This is a genomic window from Tamilnaduibacter salinus (assembly GCF_003096655.1).
Classification (GTDB): Bacteria; Pseudomonadota; Gammaproteobacteria; order Pseudomonadales; family Oleiphilaceae; genus Tamilnaduibacter; species Tamilnaduibacter salinus.
In genome coordinates this window covers 463,904-485,512 of record NZ_QEKQ01000002.1, presented here as the reverse complement: position 1 = coordinate 485,512, position 21,609 = coordinate 463,904, and the positions used below count along the sequence as shown (strand labels likewise).

Below are 21,609 nucleotides of genomic sequence, written 5' to 3'. Positions count from 1 at the left end.
CAAGATCTTCACGAGACAGTCATTTAGACGTCATTGACGCTCATGTGGACAAGTTCCGTCTGACCGGATGGTTCGTCCCCGGCGTCGCTTCCGGTATAATCCGCGCTTCTTCAATCCATCTCAGGAATGACCAAACCACTCGGGGATTTTATGGTTTCACTGGTCCGAGCGCTACTCTTTTGCCTGCGTTGCCTGCCCGCAGAGGTGGCGCACCGGGTGACCCTGATGGCGCTCGACGGGGCGCACCGACTGGGGTTGCTGACGGGGTGGCAACGTCGCGTACCGGCCCATCCCGTTGACGTCATGGGGCTGACCTTTCCCAACCCGGTCGGTCTGGCGGCCGGGCTGGACAAGAATGGCGAACACATCGATGCACTTGGGTCGTTGGGATTCGGCTTTGTGGAAATCGGAACGGTGACGCCGCAGCCTCAGCCTGGGAACCCGAAACCGCGTCTGTTCCGGTTGCCGGAGCATGGCGCCATCATCAACCGAATGGGATTCAACAACCACGGCCTGGAAGCGCTGGTCGGGAATGTTCGCCAATCCGGCTATCGGGGCGTTCTGGGCATCAATGTGGGCAAGAACAAGAGCACGCCGGAAGACCAGGCCGCCGGGGATTATCGGGCGGGTATTGAGGCGGTGTATCCCTGCGCGGATTACATCACCGTGAATGTATCGTCGCCCAACACGCCGGGGTTGCGTGATCTCCAGTTCGGGGATGCGCTTCGGGATCTTCTGGCGTCCGTGAAAGCAGAGCAGACCCGACAGCAGGACAAAACTGGCCGTTATGTCCCGATTGCCGTCAAGATCGCTCCGGACATGGACGACGCCGCCATCGCGTTTGTCGCTGATGCGTTGCTGGCGTCCGGCCTGGATGCGGTGATCGCAACCAATACCACCGTGGACCGTGCCGCCGTGAAGGGGCACCCTCTGGCTGGCGAAGCGGGCGGGCTGAGCGGTCGCCCGGTGCGGGAGCCGTCCCTGCGCATGATTCACGCGTTGCGGCGCCATCTGGGAGACCAGATGCCCATTATAGGTGTTGGTGGGATTGAGGATGGGGTCTCGGCGCGGGAGAAAATTGAGGCCGGCGCATCGCTGGTGCAGATCTACACGGGACTGATCTACAAAGGACCTGCCCTGGTGCAGGAGGCGGTCGAGGCGATTGCCGGGGCCGGAAAAAAGTGAGGGGCTTTCAACCTCGGTCGAAAGCCCCTCTGGGATGAGTCCGCCAAGCGGGCTCGGGCGGGGAATAAACCCCGTGGCGATGACATCATTTTTTGGAGAGGGGGCGAGTGGCCCCCTAGGGTTGTGTTGTCTTTTCGATGCTATCCAGTTTGTGTTGATCAACAACGAAAGAGATCGTGGTTCCTTCTGACAGATCAGTGAGTGATTGGGTTCAGGTGGTCATGTTAGGCATTCGGTGGATACCTGAGACGCCGGTCAGGCCTTCCCACTGGTCTGTTCGTCCTTCCCGCCAGCCGTTAAACCATTCCTGTCGAGTTTCCAGTTTTTCGAGAGGGCAGCTGTCCTTGGGTTTACCGGAAACACCGGCCAGATAGCCTCGTTTGAAGGCGCGGGCATTCGGATCTCTTTTCTGTCTTTTCATGTTGGTCCTCACCTCATGGTTTTCGGGAACATGAGTGCGCACACCGCGCCGAATCGTTTCGCCTGGCCAAAAGCCGGAAACGATCATGTCCGTTACTGGACATGGATATCGGCACGCAGGATCCTGTCACCGGTCACCTATAACCGGCTTTGAAAAGACGCGTCACTGATTAAGGTAAGACCAGTTCCGGGCTGTTGTACACTACTGATTTCGTCTAGATGTCAGTGGGTTTATTTTTTTATGACATATCGCAGGTGAGCCATCGTGTCCGAATCGGATCTTTTTATTACGTGTCCCAAGGGCGTGGAGTACCTTCTTGAGGAGGAACTTCAGGTATTGGGACTGACTCCGGTGCGGCAGGCTCCGGCCGGAGTCTGGGCACGCGGGTCGCTCGAATCCGTCTACCGGTGCTGCCTGTGGTCCCGTCTCGCCAACCGGGTGGTCCTCCACCTGGCGACGGTGGATGCGACCGATGGTGATGCGCTTTACGACGGTGTCCAGCAGGTGGACTGGCGTCAGCACCTGTCGGTCTCCGGGCGGTTTCTGGTGACGTTTTTGGGAAGCAACAAGGCGATCCGAAACAGTCAGTACGGCACCCAGAGGACGAAGGACGCCGTTGTCGACGCATTGCGCAAGCCCTCCGGCGTCCGCCCTGGCGTGGACACCCGGGACCCGGACCTGCGCATTACCGTCCGCCTGCATCGTGACGAGGCCCACATCGGTCTCGACCTGTGTGGCGACAGTCTCCATAAGCGCGGTTACCGGACGGAGAAAGGGCAGGCACCGTTACGGGAGAATCTCGCCGCAGCGCTGTTGCTGCGCTCCGGTTGGCCGGACATTGCCCGCCAGGGTGGGGATCTGACCGACCCGATGTGCGGCTCCGGTACGCTGCTGATCGAGGGCGCGTTAATGGCCATGGATCAGGCGCCGGGCCTGAACCGGGAGCAGTTCGGGTTTGAGCGCTGGCCGGGGCATCAGCCCATGGTCTGGGATCGCGTGCTCAGAGAAGCGCAGGAACGGGCCCGGAACGGGCGACGAACGGTGCGGGCCCGCCTGCGCGGCTACGATCAGGACCGCCGGGTCATTGCAACAGCCTGGCGCAACATTGAGCGGGCCGGTCTTGGTGATGTGGTGCACGTGGAGCGTCGGGCGCTGAGCGATTTCCGTAACGAGTCCCGCGCGGCGTCGGGCCTGATTCTGACCAATCCGCCCTATGGCGAGCGCCTGAAGGCCGATGGTGAGCTGGCCGGCGTCTACGAAGTGCTGGGCAACATGGTCCGGTCCGAGGCACAGGGCTGGCGCCTGGGCGTGTTTACCGGCAAGCCGGAGCTGGGGCATGCCATTGGCCTGCGCAGTGATCGCCAGTACCGGTTGTTCAACGGTCGGATTCCCGCCCAACTGCTCCTTTTCGATGTGCAGCCGGCCAACGAGACCCGGGTCAGGAAGCCTGGCGAGGCCGAGCCCGTCACGCCGCGGATCGCCAACCGGGAGCGGGCGGACATGTTCGCGAACCGCCTGCGCAAGAACCGAAAAGCGCTGGGGCAATGGGCCCGAAAACAGGGGATCGAGTGCTTCCGCGTTTATGATGCGGATATGCCGGAGTACGCCATGGCCATCGACTGCTATGGCGACCGGGTGCACGTGCAGGAATACGCACCGCCAAAATCGGTCGATCCCCGTTCGGCCCGTGAGCGGCTTGGTGAAGCACTGGCGATGATCCCGGACGTGCTCGGTGTGTCGCCGGAGGATGTGATCTGCAAGCAGCGTCAGCGGCAGGTCGGACGCCAGCAATACGAGAAGCAGAATCGCAGTGGCGACCGACAGGTTGTCATGGAGGGTGGCTGCGAGCTTTTGGTCAACCTGAAGGATTATCTGGACACCGGCCTCTTTCTGGACCATCGTCCGATCCGTCAGTGGATTCAGCGTCATGCCAGCGGCGGACGCTTTCTGAATCTGTTCGCCTATACTGGCGCCGCCTCGGTGCACGCGGCGATGGGCGGCGCCCGCGAGACCCTCAGCGTCGATATGTCGCGCACCTACCTGGACTGGGCGCGGGACAATCTGCAGCTCAATGGCCTTGATGAGAAGGCGCACCGACTGGAACAGGCCGATTGTCTCCAGTGGCTGTCACAGCGACCGGAAGGCGCCGACACGGGGTTCGATCTGATCTTCATGGACCCGCCGACCTTCTCCAACTCCGCACGAATGGAGGATGTGCTGGACATTCAGCGCGATCACGAGTGGCTGGTGCACCGGGCAATGCTGCGGCTGGCGCCGGGCGGGGTGCTGATCTTCTCCACCAACTTCCGTCGTTTTCGGCTGTCCGACGTGATCAGTGAGCGCTACGAGGTCACGGACATCACACGGGAGACCATTGACCGCGACTTCCGCCGAAACGAGCGGATCCACCAGTGCTGGCGGATCCGACACGATGGTTAATCCGACGGAACACGAGGAGTCTGCGACTTTCTACCGCGCAGACTCCTAGAACTCGTATCGAAGGCCGCTGTGAAACTGGAAGGCGTGACTCCGGGATTCGGTGTCCTCGAATAACCGTCCGGCTTCCAGGACAAAGTAACCGTTGTCGATGATTTCCAGGTCGATTCCGGCAATCCAGCTGACGGCGAAGGACTGTTCCGGGTATTCCTCCGGGAACTCGTCGAAGGGCGTTGTGGTGTCCTCGTCGGCAGGGGTGAGGCGGCTTTCGCCGTCCATGTGTGAAAACCCCGCCTGCGCGTAGACATTGGCGTAGTAGGTGATCGGGTAGTGCAGGCCCATATACCACGAAGCCGCCCGATTGAAATCGATCGTGAACGCCTCCGAGACCTTGGTGTCGCCCAGCCCTTTTGTGTATCGAAGCTCAACGTGGACGTATTCCGACAGGTGTGAGCCCAGTACGACCGTTGCCGCATCACCCCATTCAGAGACACCGTCCGCGCCGAGGGTTCGGAACTCCAGAGCTGTTCCATACACACCCACGTAGGTCCGGTCCGTGCGGTCTTCCGGTTCAGGCGCCTGGGGGGCCTTCTGTCGGGCGGACTGGGCCGAAACAGCCATGGGCAGGGCGATAAGAAGCGCTGCCAGCAGTCGGGCGGTCGATCGGGGGTTATTCATAGTATCGGCGATCCTGGCCTTGCGAATGCGGATCACCGATTGTGACGGCTGACGTCGGTCCTTGCGTCGATGCACATCACAATTCGCCGGCTTCCATGCCCTGTATGAGCCCCGCATCCCTTGCCAGCAGCAGCAGGGCATACACGCCGCTCTCGGGGAGCTGGGGTTCCAGGCCGTGGGTGACCATCAGTTCCCGACGCCAGTCTTCCAGCTCGCCAGAATCGACTCCGTGGATCAACCGGTCGACCGTCGTGACCTCGAACGGCAGCGGGCGGCCCAGACTTTCGAACAGCCATTCCAGCAGCGATTCGTCCGGGTCGAGCCCATCAACGAAAACGGTCGTGTCGCCCAGGTCCTCACTCAGCTCCTGCACAACATCCAGCGCGGGGGCGCCCTGTTCCTGAAGATAGGTCAGGTCCAGTTCGTGATCGTCCGGATCGTCGGGGAGCCAGTCGTCCTCCGGGGTCACGACCACGGTTTTCATGCGGCCGTCTGCCAGCGACCAGGCCATGGCCGTGGGCAGATAGCCGGTAGCGGTGGCGGCAAACTCGATATCAAGAAACTGGGGCAGTCCCATGGTGGTGACTCTCCTGACGGGATCCGGTGGATAGAACCACTATTCTACCGGCCCGTGGGTCGTGGTTCGATGGTGTTTGGCTGGGCCCGACAACATGCGATACTCGCACCTTCTCTGACGATTTTCGGGACGCCCATACGCTATGGAATACGCTGTTTTCAACGAGCAACTTTTCGACTTTCTCCGCCAGTCCCCCACGCCGTACCACGCCGTCGAACAGATGAGCCATCGTCTGGAGGCCCACGGTTTCCACCGCCTGGACGAGGCCGAACCATGGACGCTGGAGGCGGGCTGCCGGTACTACGTGACCCGTAATGACTCCTCCATCATTGCCTTTCAGACCGGCTCACGGGCACCCACGGAGGCTGGAGTCCGCATGATCGGGGCTCATACGGACAGCCCCTGCCTGCGGGTGAAGCCCAACCCGGAGCTCACCGCCAAGGGGCTCTATCAATTGGGGGTGGAGGTCTATGGCGGTGCATTGCTGAACCCCTGGTTTGACCGGGATCTGTCGATTGCCGGCCGCGTCAGCTACGTCGACCGGGAAGGGCAGGTCCGTGATGCGCTGGTGGACTTCCGTCGCCCGGTGGTCACGATTCCGAGTCTGGCGATTCACCTCGACAAGGAAGCGAACAGCAACCGCAGCGTGAACCCCCAGACCGACCTCCCGCCGGTCCTGATGCAGTCCGGCGGCGATGAGCGCAGGCCGTTCCGGGATCTGCTGCGCCAGCAGCTCTGTGCCCAGTATCCGGGGTGTGATGTGCGCCAGGTTCTGGACTACGAGCTGAGCCTCTATGACACCCAGCCGCCGTCGCTGGTGGGGTTGCAGGATGAGTTCATCGCCTCCGCGCGTCTGGACAACCTGCTGAGCTGCTTTATCGGTCTGCAATCACTGCTGGATACCGATCCGGAACAGCCGGCACTGCTGGTCTGTAACGATCACGAGGAAGTTGGCAGCATGTCGGCCGAAGGGGCCCAGGGGCCGTTTCTGGCCAACGTACTGGATCGCTGGGTCGGCGCGGACGCCCGTCCGCAGGTGATCGCACGCTCCATGATGGTCTCGGCCGACAATGCCCACGGCGTTCACCCGAACTACGCGGACCGGTACGACGATAACCACGGGCCATTGTTGAACGAGGGACCGGTCATCAAGATCAACAACAACCAGCGCTACGCGACCAACAGTCGCACTGCGGGCCTGTACCGGCACATCAGTGACTCTCTGGGATTGCCGTGTCAGAGCTTTGTGGTCCGAAGCGACATGGGATGTGGGAGCACCATCGGCCCGCTGACGGCCGGGAATCTGGGTGTCCGGACACTGGACATCGGCGTGCCCCAGTTTGCGATGCATTCCATCCGTGAGATGTGCGGTGCCCGGGATGGCCACACGCTGTATCAGGTGTTGCGCCGGTATCTGGCTCTGAGTGAGGTGACGTCCTGAAGCCGGGCATAAAAAAAGCCGCTGTGATCACAGCGGCTTTTCCGGAATCTGGCTCCCCGAGCTGGGCTCGAACCAGCGACAACCTGATTAACAGTCAGGCGCTCTACCAACTGAGCTATCGGGGACTGTCGGTAAGACGGCGCGCATAGTAAGCAACTTCCGGGAGGCGGTCAACCCTCCCATGCGGGAATTCGCCATGAGCATCATCGAACCCCAGCCGGACCCCGTGGCGCACGCGGGATCGGACTATAGACCACCTGTCTGGCTGCGCAATGGCCATCTGCAGTCGATCTGGCCGACGCTATTCCGACGGGTCACGCTCTTCGAACCGCAGAGCGATGTGGTCGCCACGCCGGACGATGACCGGTTGCACATGGACTGGTACCGGGCGGGCAATCGCCGCCTGGCCATCCTGAGTCATGGCCTGGAGGGGCACAGCCGACGACCTTACATGCTGGGGCTGGCGCGGGCGTTGCTGGCCGGCGGCTGGGATGTTCTGGCCTGGAATTTCCGGTCCTGTGGCGGGCGGATGAACCATCAGCCGCGGTTTTACCACAGTGGAGCGACGGAGGATCTGGACTGCGTCGTCCGGCGGGCCCTGGCGGACCCGGCGGGTTATGAACAGCTGGCGCTTGCCGGATTCTCAATGGGCGGGAATCTGACGATGCTGTATCTGGCGGAGCAGGGGAGTGGGCTGGACGAACGGATTACCCATGGCCTCGGTTTTTCGGTCCCCTGCGATCTGGCGGGCAGCGCCGCCGTGTTGGCCCTGCCCAGCCGACGGATCTACATGAACCGGTTTCTGAAGGATCTGGGCCGGAAAATGGCTCATAAGGCGTCGGCATTCCCGGATCGGATCAGCGTGACCGGGTTTGACCGGATCCGGACGTTTCGGGAGTTCGACGACCGCTATACGGCGCCGCTGCATGGCTTCCGGGATGCAGAGGCGTACTGGGCACGATGTTCCTGCCTGGGGAGGTTGAATGACATCGCCGTGCCGTCGCTGATCCTCAACGCCGAAGATGACCCATTCCTGTCCCGGGAATGCTATCCGTCCGACCCGGAGGTGCTGGGCCGGCAGGTGCGGCTGGAGGCGCCTCCCTGGGGTGGTCATGTGGGGTTTGTGGACCGGGACCCGGATGGGTATTACTGGTCGGAACGACGCGCCGTTGCGTTTCTCTCGGAGGACGCCTGAGCGAGCAGCGGCTCCAGATGGGGCCAGACGTTGTCCAGAAGTGTCGGTTGGGCGCTGGCGGTCGGATGGATACCGTCACTCTGCATCATGGCCTGTTGGTTGTAGATGCCTTTGAGAAAGAAGGGGACCAGGGCGGTGTCATACTCTTTGGCCAGGTCGGGATAGATCGCGCGAAAAGCCTCGGTATAGCGCTTACCAAGGTTGGGCGGCATCTGCATACCAACGAGCAGCACCCGTGCGTCGCTCTCACGCGAACGGCGGATCATGGTGGCCAGAGCGTCTCTGGTCACGCGTGGCGGAAATCCCCGGAGACCATCGTTGCCGCCGAGTTCGATCACAACAACCGCCGGTGAGTGCTTCTCCAGCAGATCGGGCAACCGACGGACGCCGCCGTCCGTGGTCTCCCCGCTGATGCTGGCGTTCACAACCTGCCAGCCGGTATACCCCTGTTGATCGAGACGCTCCCGGAGCAGGGCGACCCAGGCTTTCTCTGTTGGCACACCGTAGGCGGCACTGAGACTGTCGCCGAGAATGAGCAGGCGCTGATCATCCGCCAGGGCAGGCCCGGCCAGCAGGCAGAAGAACAGCAAAATGATTGATCCCGGGAACATTTTTCGCGTATTCATTGTCATTCCTGAAGTTCTGACAAGCGTCTTCACCAATACGAGCGTCCCGTCTCGGAGAGGCATTAATTCGCCGAGACATTATCCAACAGGAGGTTCCGTGGCAACCACCCACCCGATTCTGGAAGTCCGCCAACTGACCCATCGGGTCAACCCCGGCAACGAGTCCCTGACGATACTCCGGGACATTGAGCTGGCGATTGAGACCGGCGAGTCCGCCGCCATCGTCGGTCGCTCCGGATCGGGCAAAACCACGCTGCTCGGGCTGATGGCCGGTCTCGATACCCCGACGGAAGGCGCCGTTTCCCTGGATGGGGAAGTCATCAGCCAGATGGACGAGGATGACCGGGCGCGTATGCGGGCGCATCGGGTCGGGTTCGTTTTCCAGTCCTTTCAGTTACTGCCGTCGCTGACTGCGCTGGAGAACGTCATGCTGCCTCTTGAGCTGGCCAGTCATCCGTCACCCGCGCACCAGGCGCGGGAGTTGCTTGAGCGTGTGGGGCTGGGGGAGCGGCTTCAGCACACGCCCCGGCAATTGTCTGGGGGTGAGCAGCAGCGCGTGGCCATCGCCCGGGCGTTCGCCGCACAACCCCGAATTCTGTTTGCCGATGAACCCACCGGAAACCTGGATAACGATACGGGCCAGGCCGTCTCGGATCTGTTGATGGCGCTGAATCGTGAGCAGGGCACGACGCTGGTGATGGTGACGCACGATGAGCAACTGGCCGAGCGCTGCCAACGCCGTTTTTCGATTGAGGCGGGTCGTCTGTCCGAACCGGCGCTTGCTGCCGGGATGGAGGTGGACGAATGAGATCCGCGCCGGCAGGCTGGTTTCGCAAGACGCTGAGAGACTGGCGTGAACGGGAGGTTCGGATTGTCCTCTCCGCGTTGGTTGTGGCGGTGGCCACTGTCGCCACCATTGCGCTGTTTGCCAGCCAGTTGCAGCACACCCTGGTGACCTCCGCGAGTGCCTTCATGGCCGGTGACCGCCAGCTTGAGGCGGAAAACGGTCAACCTGTACCTCAGGCTTGGCGGGATGAGGCGAATCAACGTGGCATTGCGACCGCTCGCGTGGTGGAGTTCTCCACCATGGTCTATGGCGGTGGGCGGTTCCAGCTCGTGAGTGTCAACGCCGCCAGTGATGAGTACCCGCTGCGGGGTCAGATCGAGATGCAGGCGACGCCGGAGGCGCCCCGGCGTCAGGTCAGCGCTGGGCCACCACCCGGGGAGGTCTGGATCAATCCCAGGCTGTTGCGCCTGCTCGAAATCCAGATCGGCGATGCCATTGAGGTCGGCAACCGCGCGCTGACCGTGACCGGGCTCCTGCTGCGCCAGCCGGATGGCGGCTTTGCGATGTCCGCGCTGGCCCCCCGGATTCTCATGCACGATACGGATGTGCCGTCCACCGGCGTGATTCAGGACGGATCGCGGGTGGAGTACGAGAACTTCTTTGCTGGTGAGGAGGCGGCGCTGGATGCCTTTTATGAGTGGCTCCGGCCAAGGCTGTCCCCCAGTCATGAGTGGGCGTCGATCCGGGATGGTCAGACGCTGTCCGACTCCCTGCGCAAGGCCGAGCGATTCCTGTTGCTGGGCGGCAGTCTCGCCGTGTTGCTGTCGTCGGTGGCCGTGGCGGTGGCGAGTCGGCAGTATGCGCTGCGTCAACGGGACACCGTGGCACTGCTCAAAACGCTGGGCCAGGCCGGCCCCCACATCGCCCGGGGCTACCTGGCGCGGCTGACCGCCTGGGCCGTATGTGGCCTGATCGGTGGCATTCTGCTGGCCATCCCTCTTTCCTGGGGGCTGTCTCTCCTCATCAGTCGCCTGCTGGACCAGCCCATGGCGTACCGGATGGACTGGTTGGCACTCGGTCCGGCACTGGCGACGGCGCTCGTCGCATTGTTCGCCTTCGCTTATCCGCCCATTCGTCGTTTGCGGCATGTGCCGGCGATGCGTGTACTGCGCAGCCAGCCTGGCGAAACCGGGCAGGGCGCTCTCCGGGATGGGCTGGTGGCGCTAATCGCGGTGTTTGGTCTGGTCTGGCTGTATGCGCGGGAACTGGAGTTGGTGCTGGCGTTGCTGGGCGGGCTGGCGGCCTTGCTGGGGGTTCTGGCGGTGATGGGGTGGTGTCTGATGATGGCCCTGCGCCGGGTGTCCGGTGGCGGCAACGCCTGGCGACTGGCGTTGGTTGGGTTGTATCGCCACCGTCGGGCGAGCCTCGCGCAAATGTCGGTATTCGCGATGACCCTGATGCTGGCTGCGATTCTCGTGCTGGTCCGCTCGTCGTTACTGGACGACTGGCAGTCGCAGCTCCCGGAAGACACCCCGAACCATTTCCTGATCAACATCGCCCCCGACGCGGTCGAAGACGTGCGGGATTTTCTCACTGAACGGGATGTGTCGCTGGGGCGGCTGTACCCCATGGTTCGGGGGCGACTGACGGAGATCAACGGGCAACCGGTGCGTCAGGCCGTCAGCAAGGACGAGGAGGTCAATGCCCTGAACCGGGAACTGAACCTGACATGGATGGAGGCGTTGTCGGACAACAACGCGATCGTTGCCGGTGACTGGTTTGATGCCGGGCAGCGTCGAGGCGTGTCCATCGAGGCGGAGCTGGCGGAGCGTCTTGGTGTGGATGTGGGTGACCGCCTCGGGTTTACGATCGGATCGGAGACGATCGCCGAGCCGGTGAAAAGCATTCGGACTGTCCAGTGGGACAGCATGCGTCCGAACTTTTACATGGTCTTCCCGCCCGAGGGGGCACTGACGGACCTCCCGGCGACCTGGATCACGAGTTTTTACCTGGACCCGTCCAGAAAGTCGGTCCTGAATGACTTCACCGCATCGTTCCCCACCGTGTCGGTTCTCGAGCTGGACCACATCATTGACCGTATACGGGACATCGTCGGTCAGGTCACCCAGGCGATTGAGGCAATTCTGGCCCTCGTACTGGCCGCTGCGCTGGTCGTTATGGCGGCGGTCGTGAGTGCGACGCTCCAGGATCGCCAGCGGGAAGGCGCGTTGCTGCGCACGCTTGGCGCCCATCAGCGGTTACTGACTCGCAGTACCATGATGGAATTCGCGCTGCTTGGCGGGCTGGCCGGGCTGTTGGGAGTCATGGCCGCAGAGGTGGCGGTCTGGGCGCTTCAGTACCGGATGTTTGAAGGTGCGTTCCGCTGGCACTGGCCGGTTCTAATCGCCTTCCCAGTCCTGAGTGCGGTGGTTCTCTCGCTGTTCGGGCGTTGGCAACTGCGCCCGGTATTGCAGGTGTCGCCCATGCTGCTGCTGCGCCGCTTGGAGTAGCCAACTGGGAGTCTGCGCGATAGACGTCGTGCCAGCGCCTTGACCAGAGGCGTCAGCGGTACGCAGTAGGTCAACGAATTAACCAGACGGGACACAAGGGAAGAGCTGATCAATTCCCTAAATTCCCTAGAGGTAACGTTGGATAATCGCCTTGATTTTACCCGTGTCTTTCAGGTCGGAGAGGACTTGATTGAAAGCGTCGATGAACCCTTTCATGTCCGGGCGGACCATTAGGCGGTAATGAATGCGGCTGAGGTGATTGTCAGACACGACGAATTGACCATCCCACTGGTTTTGTTCCATCAGCCAACGACCAACCAGGTTGTCGGCAATCAGGGCGTCAAAGCGTGAGCCGTGGAGCAAATATCGGAACATATCCTTGTCCTGTGGCACATCGAATCGCTTGGCCTGTCCACTCCGGAACAGGTGCTGTACCGCCGGGTATCGATAACCAATGTGCGTGACAATGGTCTTCCCTTTGATGTCGTCAGGAGATTCAAACGCAAATCGATCGCCGGCGCGGAAAAACAGAACCTCCCGAATGGGAACCAGCGGATTGGAGAAAAGGTATTTGTCCGGATCCTCCATCCATAAAGGGGCCATTGCTGTGACGTTCACGTAGTCTTTGAGCAGCAGCGATTCCAAGCGTTTTCTGGGAACCCGTCGGGGCTTAAGGCGGCAACCAAGTCGTTGACATGCCAAATGGACAATGTCCCAGACAATGCCTTCGACGGATTTATCGGACGTATCATCGACGATGATATAGGGCGGATAGCCGTCTGGAGAGACGTTGAACCGGATCACTTCCGGAATTGGGTGAGTCTGGCTCAGGTCGCTGTGGCGAGACTGCGCGGCGTTCGCGATCGAGACCCAGACCGCCAGAATGAGCACCAAGGCAAATAGAGCGTGTTTTATGGGCTTTGACATCATCTGTCGTTCCGCAATACCGAAGGGCAGGGGCGCATCCATAAAAGACGGGCTGGTCAGTGTCTCTTCTGATTCATTCACTGGCTTGATTTGGAGCCGCCAAACCGTCGCCATCGCGCTTTGGTTCCAAACCTGTCAGTCCCTCAGCGATGGACCAGACGGGACACTAGAGTCTAACGAATCATGAACCGACCGGTTCGGCGGGGTATTCTGCCAGAAAGAGTGGCGTGCGTCTTGGGGGGAGTGTCTCGTCTGGTTCATTCGCTGACGGAGCCTCTGAACGCTCCGAGAGCAACGCGCGATGGCGACGGTTTGGCGGTTCCAAATCGAGTCAGCGCAACGCGGCTGTCAGACCTTTCAGGGGCCCCAGAAGGGCGCGCCGCTGACAGGCCGCGATTTTCCGCGAAACGACCAGCGGCAGCGTGTTCCACGATTCTCCGTCGATACGGATGCCTCCAAACGATGCAGGCGGAGTGGTTATCCCCAGGCTCGACGAAGGACGTTGCGGATGTCCTCGATGCTGGTTTCCTTCGGGTTGAACATGATGGTGCCGTCGTCGAGCGCACTGTGAGCGATGGCTTCCAGTTGATCTTCGCTGACTTTACCGGTTTCCTGAAGGGTCCGGGGCAGCTCGCAGTACTGCCACAGCTGGTCCCGAAGCTTGCGGATCGCGGCGATGCAGGTTTCCGCCCGGCGACTGGTGGGCGTCGTCGCGTAAACGTCCGGCCCCGCCATGTAGAGCAGCAGTTCTCCCAGGGGCTCACGAATGGCCTCCAGGTTGTATTCCAACACATAGGGAAGGAACAGGCTCATGCACAGCCCGTGCGGCAGGTGGCAGATCGCGCCCGTTGCGTGCCCCAGTGAGTGGACCATGCCCACCATCGAATTGGAAAACGCGATTCCGGCCATGGTTGAGGCCTGTGCCAGCTCCAGCCGGGCGTCGCTGTCCTTCGGGTTTTCCATCACTCTGGGCAGGTTGGTGCTGATCTTGCGCACCGCTGCCGTGGCGTGGGCATCGCTCAGCGGGTTTTTCGCCAGACAGGTAAACGCCTCCGTGGCATGGGTCATGGCATCCATGGCGGTCATGGCCGTGACGTGAGGCGGCAGTGTCAGTGTCATGCGGGGGTCAATGATCGCCGCATTCGGTAACAGGAACGAGGAGGTGAACGGGAGTTTGACCGACTTCTCGGTATCCGCGATGACCGCGACCGCCGTGACCTCGGAGCCGGTACCGGCGGTCGTTGGCACGACAAAGAACGGTCGCAGGGGCCGTTTCAGTACGCCGGCGCCCGCATAGGCGGCGATGTCATCGCCGCCTTCGGATACAAGGATGTTCACGGCTTTGGCGGTATCGATGGGCGAGCCGCCGCCAATAGCGATGATGGAGTCACACTTGGCTTCCCGATAGGCGCTGGCGATCTGACGGACCACTTCCTTGGAGGAATCCGGCGGTACGTCGTCGAAAATCGTCACGATTTCCTGGCCGCCTTCCTCACAGGCTTCGATCACCGGGTCAAGCAGACCTGCGCCGCGGACGCCCTTATCAGTAATGACCATCGGCCGGGAAGCGGACAACCCGGACAGCTCGTAGGGAATATGCTCCAGGGCCGCTTTGCCGGCCACGACTTTGACGGGGCAGAAGAACTCGTAATAGTGCTGACTCATGATGCTCTCGCTGTTTCAACGAAATGGGTCGCCACTTTGAGGTAGATCCGTGCGGCGCTGAGGACTTTTTCCGGCAGACCGAGGCTCTGCGGGTATTCCTTCACGGCGCGTTCGGCGATCAGTTTCGGCAGGATGAAGGCTTCCAGACGATTCAGGATGCGCGTCATCCGGATGGCCCGGTCAATGTCGCCGTCGACCAGCATCCGGTCATTTGCAAACGCCACCGAGGTCTTCTCCTGGAACGACACCACAAGGAACGCGTGAGCGATGTGCTTGAACTGAATCGACAGATCGACGGGCCGGGGTGGCTCCGACGTCAGGTACTGGAACCGGCCGTCGCCCTGGTGCTCCACGACGAGTTTCGGCCCGTTCGGCATGACCGTCATTTCAAAGAGGAATCCGTCCGGCAAGGCGCGCGCCTCCTCCTGCACTGAGCGATCCACTTCGCTGACCGCCTGCAGGGCCCGGCCCATGACCTGAAACATGGTCTCCACGTAAAGCCGTCTGGCCTGAAGAGCCATGGGTTTGATGCGTTTTGCCAACATGTGCCCATTCCATTCATTAACTGTGGCGTCAATTTTTAGAGTTTTTGCTCTAGAAGTCAACCAGAATCAGGTCGTCGATCAGTCGTATCGGGCCAGGGAGGGGGTGTGAAACGTCGTGGGGGTGGCCCGCTGTCGGGAGCAACAGCGGGCCTTGGGATCAGGACCCGGCTTTGGTCAGATTCTGAAGTTTCCGGAGCGCTTCCTGTCCCACCTCGCCGCCGGCTTCGGCCGCGCGCTGATAGTAGGCAATGGCCTGTTTGGTATCGCCTTGCTGGCGGGCAATGTCCCCCAGCCGCAGGGTGGCGATCGATGTCGGTACCGTTTCGTTGGCTGTTGCGAGATCTTCGCGGGCCAGCTCAAGATGGTCCTGCTCCAGATGGAGCAGCCCTCGTTCCAGGCGGTAGCTGAACATCTGTGGATAGAGGTTGACCGCCCGATCAAAGGCCGACAGGGCCGCTTCGGGCTGCTTCTGGTTCGACAGTATCTGGCCCTTGAGCGCGTGGAATGCGGCCTCCTCGGATTCGATGGCGATGGCCTCGTTCACCAGGGTCATTGCCTGATCGAGATGACCGTCTTCTGCCTTTTCCCGGGCCTGTTTGGCTTTACGATATGCCGGTTTCCTGTCACGGAGGTACGCGAGGCGTTTGTTGAACCGTTCGGTGCCCCTGAAGTCGGGAAGGTCCGTCATGGACTGGACGGTTTCCCGGTTGGCGTCCACTCGCGCCTGGGAAGGCGGGTGTGAGGCAAAGAGGCCGTTGATCCAGCTGCTTTCCCGGTTTTCGGACAGCCGCAGGAAAATCTTCTGGAGCTCAACGGCGGCCCGGGGATCGTAACCGGCTTTCGCCATGTAGCGAATGCCGTGCCTGTCCGATTCCAGCTCATGGTCCTGGCTGTACTGGGCCATGGTCAGCTGACTGCCGAGCGCCGCGCCTCCCATGATCAGACCGGCATAGTCGTTGTCTGACAGGGCCATGCCCAGTCCCGCCATGCCCGCATTGATAATCATGCCCTGCTGCATGCGCTGGGCGCTGTGACGGGCAGCGGCATGGACAATCTCATGGGCCAGCACGGCGGCGAGTTGCGCCTCGTTTTCCATCTCGGTCAGAAGCCCCCGGTTGATCGCGATCTTGCCGCCGGGAAGGGCCCAGGCGTTCGGGACACCGCTGTTGAGGACAACGAATTCGTAGGGCAGGTCGGGGCGATCACTCACCGCGGCCAGTTTCTGGCCAATGTTGTTGACGTAGACGGTCAGTTCCGGATCGGTGTAGTACTGGCCGCCCTGCATCTGGATGGTCGGCTCGTACTGTTGAACGCCCATCTCCCGGGTCTGGCTTTCCGGGATCAGTGAAAGCTGCCGTTCGCCGGTAACGGGATTGACAGTACAGCCCTGCAGCAGGACAAGACCGAAAACGGCAATCAGCCAACGCCAGCCTCTCGACAGCGATTCCATGGGAACAGACTCCTTCTTCCTGAGGTTTGGGCCTTATTGTATACGACTGTGATGGGGGGCGCGGATGGCGTATCATTAGCGCGTTTTCATGAATCCTCAGGACCGAATCAGCATGAATGACGCTATCCGTTTCGGGCGGGTCGGCCGGTTTGTCGGCACCCTGACGCATGCCACTGAGCTGGGTATTGAGGTGACTGATGCGACCGAAAACGCGCTGACGCTGAGGCTGCCCTACAGTGAGAAGATCATCGGCAATCCGGAGTCGCGGGTCATCCATGGCGGCGCCATCACGACGCTGATGGACACGGCCTGCGGGTCGGTCGTGATCTGCGCATTGCCGGAGTTCGAGCTGTGCCCCACGCTGGACCTCCGGGTGGATTACATGCGGGCGGCGGAGCCCGATGAACCTGTGTACGCTCATGCGGAAGTCTATCGGGTGACCCGCAACATCATCTTTACCCGCTGTGAGGCTTATCAGGGCTCGCGAAGCCGGACCGTCGCCAACTGTGTGGGCACCTTCATGCGGATCGGCCCGGAAGCGACGCCCAAATCCTACCGAGACCTGATTACCGGAGAGAGCGAGTGACCAGCCCGTCGATTCTGCACTACACCCAGGAGACCGGCGATTTCTCCCGCATGCTGGACAGCATCCCCTATGCCCGAACGATCGGACTGCAGTGCGACCAGTTCGGAGACGACCTGATCTTCCGTCTGCCGCGCAAGAAAGAGAATCTGGGCAATCCGATTCTGCCGGCCCTTCACGGTGGTGTCATCGGTGGTTTCATGGAAGTGTCTGCGGCCATCTACCTGATGATGTCCCAGGAGTCGCTGCGGATGCCCCGGATTGTCGACTTCTCACTCGATTACCTCCGCGCGGGCCTCGACCGCGAGAGCTACGCCGAGTGTCATCTCACCCGCCAGGGTAACCGTGTGGCCAATGTCATGGTCACGGCCTGGCAGAAATCCCGCCAGCAGCCGATCGCCACGGCGCGGGCGCACTTCATCATGGAAGACTGATTGGCCGCCCGGCCTCTTGAAAACCGTCACGCCGTCCCCACTTTTCCGTCATGATCCGGTGACCAGTCCGCGGGCTGGTCGTGAGTCCGAAGTCTGACAGCAAGGAGACGACGCCACGATGACGGCTGAAACGACACAGAAAGAGACCCTCGGGTTTCAGACCGAGGTGAAGCAGCTGCTTCACCTGATGATCCACTCCCTGTACTCGAACAAGGAAATCTTCCTGCGGGAGCTGATTTCCAATGCGTCTGACGCGGAAGACAAGCTCCGCTTCGCGGCCCTGAAGGATGAATCCCTGTTCGAGAACGATCCGGAACTCAATATTCGTCTGGACTACGATGCCGAGGCCAACACGGTCACGCTCAGTGACAACGGTATTGGCATGACCCGGGAGGACGTGGTGGAAAACCTGGGCACCATCGCGCGCTCGGGCACAGCGGAGTTCCTGAATCAGCTCACGGGTGACGAGAAAAAAGACAGCAAGCTGATCGGCCAGTTCGGTGTGGGCTTCTATTCCTCCTTCATCGTGGCCGACCGGGTTGAAGTCTTTACCCGTCGCGCCGGGCGACCGGTCAGTGAAGGCGTGCACTGGGACTCCAAAGGCGATGGGGAGTTCACGCTGGAGCCGGTGGAGCTGGAACAAAGAGGCACGTCCATCGTTCTGCACCTGAAATCAGACGCGTCCGAGTTTGCGGACGGCCAGCGTCTGCGCCACCTGGTCAAGAAGTACTCCGACCATATTTCATTCCCCGTCATCATGAAGGCCGAAAAGAGCAGCGATGACGAGGGCGACGACGAGACGCCCGAGGACGAAACTGTCAACGAGGCGACCGCGCTCTGGACGCTGCCGCGCAATGAAATCAGCGACGACGAGTACAAGGGCTTCTACAAGCACATTGCCCACGATTTCGAGGATCCGCTGACCTGGTCCCACAATACCGTTGAGGGCAAGCTCAACTACACCAGCCTGCTCTACATTCCGGGCCGTGCGCCGTTCGACCTTTACAACCGTGAGGCGCCGCGGGGTATCAAACTGTATGTGCAGCGCGTGTTCATCATGGATCACGCCGAGCAGTTCCTGCCGCTCTACCTGCGTTTCGTGAAGGGCGTTCTCGATTCCAACGACCTGTCCTTGAACGTCTCCCGGGAGATCCTGCAGAACGACAGCACCGTTGAGACGATCAAGACGGCGCTGACCAAGCGCGTTCTGGACATGCTGAAGAAACTGGCGAAAAAGGACCCAGAGGCCTACCAGACGTTCTGGAACGAATTCGGCACGGTCATGAAGGAAGGCCCGGCGGAAGACTTCGGCAACCGCGAAAAGATCGCGGGTCTGCTGCGCTTTGCGTCCACGCACTCCGGCGAGCCGACCCAGAATGTCGGCCTAGCCGACTATGTCGAGCGCATGAAAGACGGTCAGAAGAAGATCTATTACATTACCGCCGACAGCTTCCAGGCCGCCAAGAGCAGCCCGCACCTTGAGGTTTTCCGCAAGAAGGGCATCGAGGTGCTGATCCTCTCCGACCGCATTGATGAGTGGATGATGGGCTACCTCAGCGAGTTCGACGGTCATCACCTGCAGGACGTGGCGCGTGGCGAGCTGGATCTGGATGAAGTCGAGACCGAAGATGACAAAAAACAGCAGGAGGAGGCCACTGAGGCGCACAAGAATCTGCTGGATCGGGTCAAGACGGCATTGGAAGACCGCGTTCAGGAAGTGCGTGTCACCAATCGCCTGACAGACTCACCGGCCTGCCTGGTTGTCGGTGACTACGACCTCGGTGCCCAGATGAAGAAAATTATGGAAGCCGCCGGTCAACCCGTGCCGGACAGCAAGCCAATTTTCGAGATCAACACCGAGCACCCGCTGGTGCAGCGTCTGGAAAGCGAGTCGTCAGACGACCGGTTCGGGGAACTGGCGGCGGTGCTGTTTGACCAGGCGACCCTGGCCAGTGGTGAGCAACTCACCGACCCGGGGGCCTATGTCAGCCGCCTGAACCGGCTGCTGCTGGACATGAGCGGTACGGAAAGCTGATGCCATGCCGCACGTGATCGTGGACATCGCCATTGACCCTGACGAGTGGGTCAAGCTCTACGAGGGCTCGGCCCATGATGTTCACGCTGTGGCCCGGGACGGACGGAGTGTCCGCTTCCCGGCCCGCATCCTGTCCCGCTATGCCCTGCGGGACGGGATTCATGGCAGCTTTCGCATCGAGTTTGATGGCGAGGGCCATTTTCAGGGCATCGTTCAGATCTGATTTTTTTATAGTCATTCCCTTTCGAGGTTCTCGAAACGATTGATTGTCCCTTTCTCTCCCGGATGGGCTATGCTCATTAATGTGAAGGGAGGGATGTCATCATGGAAAACCAGTCCAATGCCGCACAAAACGCCCGGCCGACAAGCGTTCGCTTCTGGCTGGATCTGTACGGGAATTTCGCGCTGTCCCAGTAATCTCTTTTCTATTGGCGTTGTCGGGATAGAATAGGCGCCTCAGTCATCAAAGCGACCTGTTTATGCGCCTTTTTCTTGCCCCCATGGAAGGGCTTGTCGACGATCTTGTCCGGGATCTGCTTACCGATGTTGGCGGTATTGACCGCTGTGTCACCGAATTTGTCCGTGTTACCAACGGGCTTTTGCCCCCGCGCGTTTTCCATCGTTACGCCCCGGAAATGGATCAGGGCTGGCAGACCCCGCGGGGCATTCCTGTTGCGCTCCAGCTCCTCGGATCCGACTGTGAGCAGATGGCGCGCCATGCAGCGCGGGCGGCGGCGCTCGGCGCGCCGCAGATTGATCTGAACTTCGGGTGTCCGGCGAAAACCGTCAACAAACACCGTGGTGGTGCCGTTCTCCTCGATGACCCGCCGCTGATGGCGGACCTGGTGTCTGCCGTCCGCGGCGCTGTTCCGTCGCACATTCCTGTCACGGCCAAGATTCGACTGGGCTATGGGGATCGGTCGATGGGCGTGGCCTGCGCCAGGGCGGTGGAAGCGGCGGGTGCGGCAGAGTTGTGTGTGCATGCCCGGAGTAAGGTGGACGGCTATCGCCCGCCGGCCTATTGGGAGTCCATTGCCGAGATCCGACAGTCCGTCGGCCTTCCGGTGATTGCCAACGGCGATGTGTGGAGTGTCGATGACTACTGGCGCTGCCGGGAGGTGACGGGCTGCGATCAGGTCATGATCGGCCGGGGGCTGATTGCCCGTCCGGATCTGGCACGGCAGATCCGTGCCTCGCAGCGCGGTGAGCCGACGACCCCCATGGGGTGGCCGGACGTGGTCGGGTTGATCCAGCGTTACGGGGAGCGGCTGGCGGACCATGTGGAGGAGCGCCATGTCACCGGCCGGCTCAAGCAATGGGTTAATTACACACGCCGACACTTTCCGGAAGCCGAGGCGGGGTGGCCCTCCCTGAAACGCCACAAGGCGTTGGCTCCGTTCAACGAGGCCCTTCGGGAAACGGTCCGGATGCCGATGGCCGAGCCTCTTGGAGAATGACCCGTGAGGGTCAACCGCGGCCGGTCGGCAAGCGAATCAGCCGGGGCGCTGGCCGGATTGAGGACGCTACCGGTTCAGTGGTCCACAAAATAATGCGCATCCCAGGCCTTCATCACCCGTTCGGGGTACCAGGTCTGACCGAGGCTGCCGTTATAACGGGCGAGGGCGCGGATCAGGTCCCCGTCCTCCCGTTCCAGATAATGTTTGAGGATGGTGGTGCCGTAGCGCAGGTTGGTTTCGATGCGGGTCAGGTTGTCGCCCTGACGCCCGATTTCCCGTTTCCAGAACGGCATGACCTGCATCAGGCCCTGGGCTCCGGCGGATGAAATGGCAAAGCGGTTGAACAGACTCTCGACGTGAATCACTGACAGCACCAGCTCGGGTTCCAGACCAGCTCGGGTGGCTTCCCGGTGAACGAGTTTCAGGATGCGCATCCGTTCACCGGTGTCTCCGACCCAGTCCTGAATTCGCTGGGACATGTCGACCAGCCAGACTTCGGCTTCAAAGCGATCAGTGAAGCTGCCGGCACTGCGCGCCGCCGCCTTGAGCTCGGCGCGAAGCTCCGGGTCGGAATCGGTGGAATTGGCCTGGACCGGGCCGGCCCCGACAAGGAGGCCAGCCACGAGAATCAGCGAGCGCCACATACCACTCATTTTT

The 21,609-nt window shown here is 61.3% G+C and carries 20 protein-coding genes and 1 tRNA gene; 11 read left to right on the top strand and 10 right to left on the bottom strand.

The window, feature by feature from the left end:
- Positions 1-150: 150 nt before the first annotated feature.
- On the top strand, positions 151-1,185 hold the full coding sequence (locus tag C8D92_RS04800; protein ID WP_116918567.1) for a quinone-dependent dihydroorotate dehydrogenase: 1,035 nt from the start codon (positions 151-153) through the stop codon (positions 1,183-1,185).
- Between the two features lie 211 nt (positions 1,186-1,396).
- On the opposite strand, the gene rmf is transcribed toward C8D92_RS04800, so the two are convergent.
- Entirely contained in the window at positions 1,397-1,606 is a 210-nt protein-coding gene (rmf, locus tag C8D92_RS04795) for a ribosome modulation factor (protein WP_095610022.1), read from the bottom strand.
- A 264-nt stretch (positions 1,607-1,870) separates the two neighbouring features.
- Here rmf and rlmKL point away from each other — a divergent pair, with 264 nt between their 5' ends.
- A complete protein-coding gene (gene rlmKL, locus C8D92_RS04790; RefSeq protein WP_116918566.1) occupies positions 1,871-4,045 on the top strand; it encodes a bifunctional 23S rRNA (guanine(2069)-N(7))-methyltransferase RlmK/23S rRNA (guanine(2445)-N(2))-methyltransferase RlmL in 2,175 nt (724 codons plus the stop codon).
- 45 nt (positions 4,046-4,090) lie between these two features.
- On the opposite strand, the gene C8D92_RS04785 is transcribed toward rlmKL, so the two are convergent.
- Together C8D92_RS04785 and C8D92_RS04780 are read right to left on the bottom strand one after the other, a co-directional pair.
- Entirely contained in the window at positions 4,091-4,720 is a 630-nt protein-coding gene (locus tag C8D92_RS04785; protein WP_158222329.1) for an outer membrane beta-barrel protein, read from the bottom strand.
- A 76-nt stretch (positions 4,721-4,796) separates the two neighbouring features.
- On the bottom strand, positions 4,797-5,297 hold the full coding sequence (locus C8D92_RS04780; protein WP_116918565.1) for a hypothetical protein: 501 nt from the start codon (positions 5,295-5,297) through the stop codon (positions 4,797-4,799).
- A 142-nt stretch (positions 5,298-5,439) separates the two neighbouring features.
- Between C8D92_RS04780 and C8D92_RS04775 the strand changes: the two genes are divergently transcribed.
- Positions 5,440-6,738: a M18 family aminopeptidase gene (locus C8D92_RS04775; RefSeq protein WP_095610013.1), complete on the top strand. Its 1,299-nt coding sequence runs from the start codon at positions 5,440-5,442 to the stop codon at positions 6,736-6,738.
- 49 nt (positions 6,739-6,787) lie between these two features.
- Here the strand turns inward: C8D92_RS04775 and C8D92_RS04770 are convergent.
- Positions 6,788-6,863: transfer RNA gene (locus tag C8D92_RS04770), tRNA-Asn, on the bottom strand.
- 71 nt (positions 6,864-6,934) lie between these two features.
- On the opposite strand from C8D92_RS04770, the gene C8D92_RS04765 reads away from it, so the two are divergent.
- Positions 6,935-7,933: a YheT family hydrolase gene (locus tag C8D92_RS04765; RefSeq protein WP_116918628.1), complete on the top strand. Its 999-nt coding sequence runs from the start codon at positions 6,935-6,937 to the stop codon at positions 7,931-7,933.
- Here C8D92_RS04765 and C8D92_RS04760 read toward each other — a convergent pair.
- Complete coding sequence (locus tag C8D92_RS04760; protein ID WP_116918564.1) at positions 7,885-8,559, bottom strand: arylesterase; 675 nt, start codon at positions 8,557-8,559, stop codon at positions 7,885-7,887. The genes C8D92_RS04765 and C8D92_RS04760 overlap by 49 nt on opposite strands.
- A 97-nt stretch (positions 8,560-8,656) precedes the next feature.
- Between C8D92_RS04760 and C8D92_RS04755 the strand changes: the two genes are divergently transcribed.
- Positions 8,657-9,367 carry an ABC transporter ATP-binding protein gene (locus tag C8D92_RS04755; protein WP_243402359.1) on the top strand — a complete coding sequence of 237 codons (711 nt, stop codon included), beginning with the start codon at positions 8,657-8,659 and terminating at the stop codon, positions 9,365-9,367.
- Positions 9,364-11,856 carry an ABC transporter permease gene (locus C8D92_RS04750; RefSeq protein WP_116918562.1) on the top strand — a complete coding sequence of 831 codons (2,493 nt, stop codon included), beginning with the start codon at positions 9,364-9,366 and terminating at the stop codon, positions 11,854-11,856. Before C8D92_RS04755 ends, C8D92_RS04750 begins: the two co-directional genes overlap by 4 nt.
- Positions 11,857-11,982: 126 nt before the next feature.
- Here the strand turns inward: C8D92_RS04750 and C8D92_RS04745 are convergent, their stop codons facing one another.
- The 4 genes from C8D92_RS04745 to C8D92_RS04730 form a co-directional block, all read right to left on the bottom strand.
- Positions 11,983-12,897, bottom strand: a complete 915-nt coding sequence (locus tag C8D92_RS04745) for a substrate-binding periplasmic protein (protein ID WP_116918561.1) — start codon at positions 12,895-12,897, stop codon at positions 11,983-11,985.
- Between the two features lie 363 nt (positions 12,898-13,260).
- The gene (locus C8D92_RS04740) at positions 13,261-14,448 is read right to left on the bottom strand and encodes an iron-containing alcohol dehydrogenase (RefSeq protein ID WP_116918560.1); all 1,188 of its coding nucleotides are present in this window, start codon (positions 14,446-14,448) and stop codon (positions 13,261-13,263) included.
- On the bottom strand, positions 14,445-14,993 hold the full coding sequence (locus C8D92_RS04735) for a hypothetical protein (RefSeq protein ID WP_116918559.1): 549 nt from the start codon (positions 14,991-14,993) through the stop codon (positions 14,445-14,447). The genes C8D92_RS04740 and C8D92_RS04735 overlap by 4 nt, the downstream gene beginning before the upstream one ends.
- 157 nt (positions 14,994-15,150) lie before the next feature.
- The gene (locus C8D92_RS04730; RefSeq protein ID WP_116918558.1) at positions 15,151-16,443 is read right to left on the bottom strand and encodes a M48 family metallopeptidase; all 1,293 of its coding nucleotides are present in this window, start codon (positions 16,441-16,443) and stop codon (positions 15,151-15,153) included.
- A 112-nt stretch (positions 16,444-16,555) separates the two neighbouring features.
- Here C8D92_RS04730 and C8D92_RS04725 point away from each other — a divergent pair, with 112 nt between their 5' ends.
- The 5 genes from C8D92_RS04725 to C8D92_RS04705 all read left to right on the top strand — a co-directional run bounded on the left by C8D92_RS04725 (position 16,556) and on the right by C8D92_RS04705 (position 20,952).
- Complete coding sequence (locus C8D92_RS04725; protein WP_095610004.1) at positions 16,556-17,029, top strand: PaaI family thioesterase; 474 nt, start codon at positions 16,556-16,558, stop codon at positions 17,027-17,029.
- Positions 17,026-17,460, top strand: a complete 435-nt coding sequence (locus C8D92_RS04720) for a PaaI family thioesterase (protein WP_116918557.1) — start codon at positions 17,026-17,028, stop codon at positions 17,458-17,460. Before C8D92_RS04725 ends, C8D92_RS04720 begins: the two co-directional genes overlap by 4 nt.
- A gap of 118 nt (positions 17,461-17,578) precedes the next feature.
- Positions 17,579-19,495 carry a molecular chaperone HtpG gene (gene htpG / locus C8D92_RS04715; RefSeq protein WP_095610002.1) on the top strand — a complete coding sequence of 639 codons (1,917 nt, stop codon included), beginning with the start codon at positions 17,579-17,581 and terminating at the stop codon, positions 19,493-19,495.
- A 4-nt stretch (positions 19,496-19,499) separates the two neighbouring features.
- The gene (locus tag C8D92_RS04710) at positions 19,500-19,718 is read left to right on the top strand and encodes a DUF2835 domain-containing protein (RefSeq protein WP_095610001.1); all 219 of its coding nucleotides are present in this window, start codon (positions 19,500-19,502) and stop codon (positions 19,716-19,718) included.
- Between the two features lie 256 nt (positions 19,719-19,974).
- Positions 19,975-20,952: a tRNA dihydrouridine synthase gene (locus tag C8D92_RS04705; RefSeq protein ID WP_116918556.1), complete on the top strand. Its 978-nt coding sequence runs from the start codon at positions 19,975-19,977 to the stop codon at positions 20,950-20,952.
- A gap of 74 nt (positions 20,953-21,026) precedes the next feature.
- Here the strand turns inward: C8D92_RS04705 and C8D92_RS04700 are convergent, their stop codons facing one another.
- Positions 21,027-21,605 (bottom strand): lytic transglycosylase domain-containing protein, encoded by a 579-nt coding sequence (locus tag C8D92_RS04700; RefSeq protein WP_207775112.1) that lies wholly within the window; start codon positions 21,603-21,605, stop codon positions 21,027-21,029.
- Positions 21,606-21,609 lie beyond the last annotated feature (4 nt).

Excerpts from the sequence above, each read along its gene's own strand:
- C8D92_RS04800 (WP_116918567.1), top strand. The coding sequence starts at position 151 with ATGGTTTCACTGGTCCGAGCGCTACTCTTTTGCCTGCGTTGCCTGCCC.
- rmf (WP_095610022.1), bottom strand. The coding sequence starts at position 1,606 with ATGAAAAGACAGAAAAGAGATCCGAATGCCCGCGCCTTCAAACGAGGC.
- C8D92_RS04785 (WP_158222329.1), bottom strand. The coding sequence starts at position 4,720 with ATGAATAACCCCCGATCGACCGCCCGACTGCTGGCAGCGCTTCTTATC.
- C8D92_RS04780 (WP_116918565.1), bottom strand. The coding sequence starts at position 5,297 with ATGGGACTGCCCCAGTTTCTTGATATCGAGTTTGCCGCCACCGCTACC.
- C8D92_RS04775 (WP_095610013.1), top strand. The coding sequence starts at position 5,440 with ATGGAATACGCTGTTTTCAACGAGCAACTTTTCGACTTTCTCCGCCAG.
- C8D92_RS04765 (WP_116918628.1), top strand. The coding sequence starts at position 6,935 with ATGAGCATCATCGAACCCCAGCCGGACCCCGTGGCGCACGCGGGATCG.
- C8D92_RS04760 (WP_116918564.1), bottom strand. The coding sequence starts at position 8,559 with ATGAATACGCGAAAAATGTTCCCGGGATCAATCATTTTGCTGTTCTTC.
- C8D92_RS04750 (WP_116918562.1), top strand. The coding sequence starts at position 9,364 with ATGAGATCCGCGCCGGCAGGCTGGTTTCGCAAGACGCTGAGAGACTGG.
- C8D92_RS04745 (WP_116918561.1), bottom strand. The coding sequence starts at position 12,897 with ATGGCGACGGTTTGGCGGCTCCAAATCAAGCCAGTGAATGAATCAGAA.
- C8D92_RS04740 (WP_116918560.1), bottom strand. The coding sequence starts at position 14,448 with ATGAGTCAGCACTATTACGAGTTCTTCTGCCCCGTCAAAGTCGTGGCC.
- C8D92_RS04735 (WP_116918559.1), bottom strand. The coding sequence starts at position 14,993 with ATGTTGGCAAAACGCATCAAACCCATGGCTCTTCAGGCCAGACGGCTT.
- C8D92_RS04730 (WP_116918558.1), bottom strand. The coding sequence starts at position 16,443 with ATGGAATCGCTGTCGAGAGGCTGGCGTTGGCTGATTGCCGTTTTCGGT.
- C8D92_RS04725 (WP_095610004.1), top strand. The coding sequence starts at position 16,556 with ATGAATGACGCTATCCGTTTCGGGCGGGTCGGCCGGTTTGTCGGCACC.
- htpG (WP_095610002.1), top strand. The coding sequence starts at position 17,579 with ATGACGGCTGAAACGACACAGAAAGAGACCCTCGGGTTTCAGACCGAG.
- C8D92_RS04710 (WP_095610001.1), top strand. The coding sequence starts at position 19,500 with ATGCCGCACGTGATCGTGGACATCGCCATTGACCCTGACGAGTGGGTC.
- C8D92_RS04705 (WP_116918556.1), top strand. The coding sequence starts at position 19,975 with ATGCGCCTTTTTCTTGCCCCCATGGAAGGGCTTGTCGACGATCTTGTC.
- C8D92_RS04700 (WP_207775112.1), bottom strand. The coding sequence starts at position 21,605 with ATGAGTGGTATGTGGCGCTCGCTGATTCTCGTGGCTGGCCTCCTTGTC.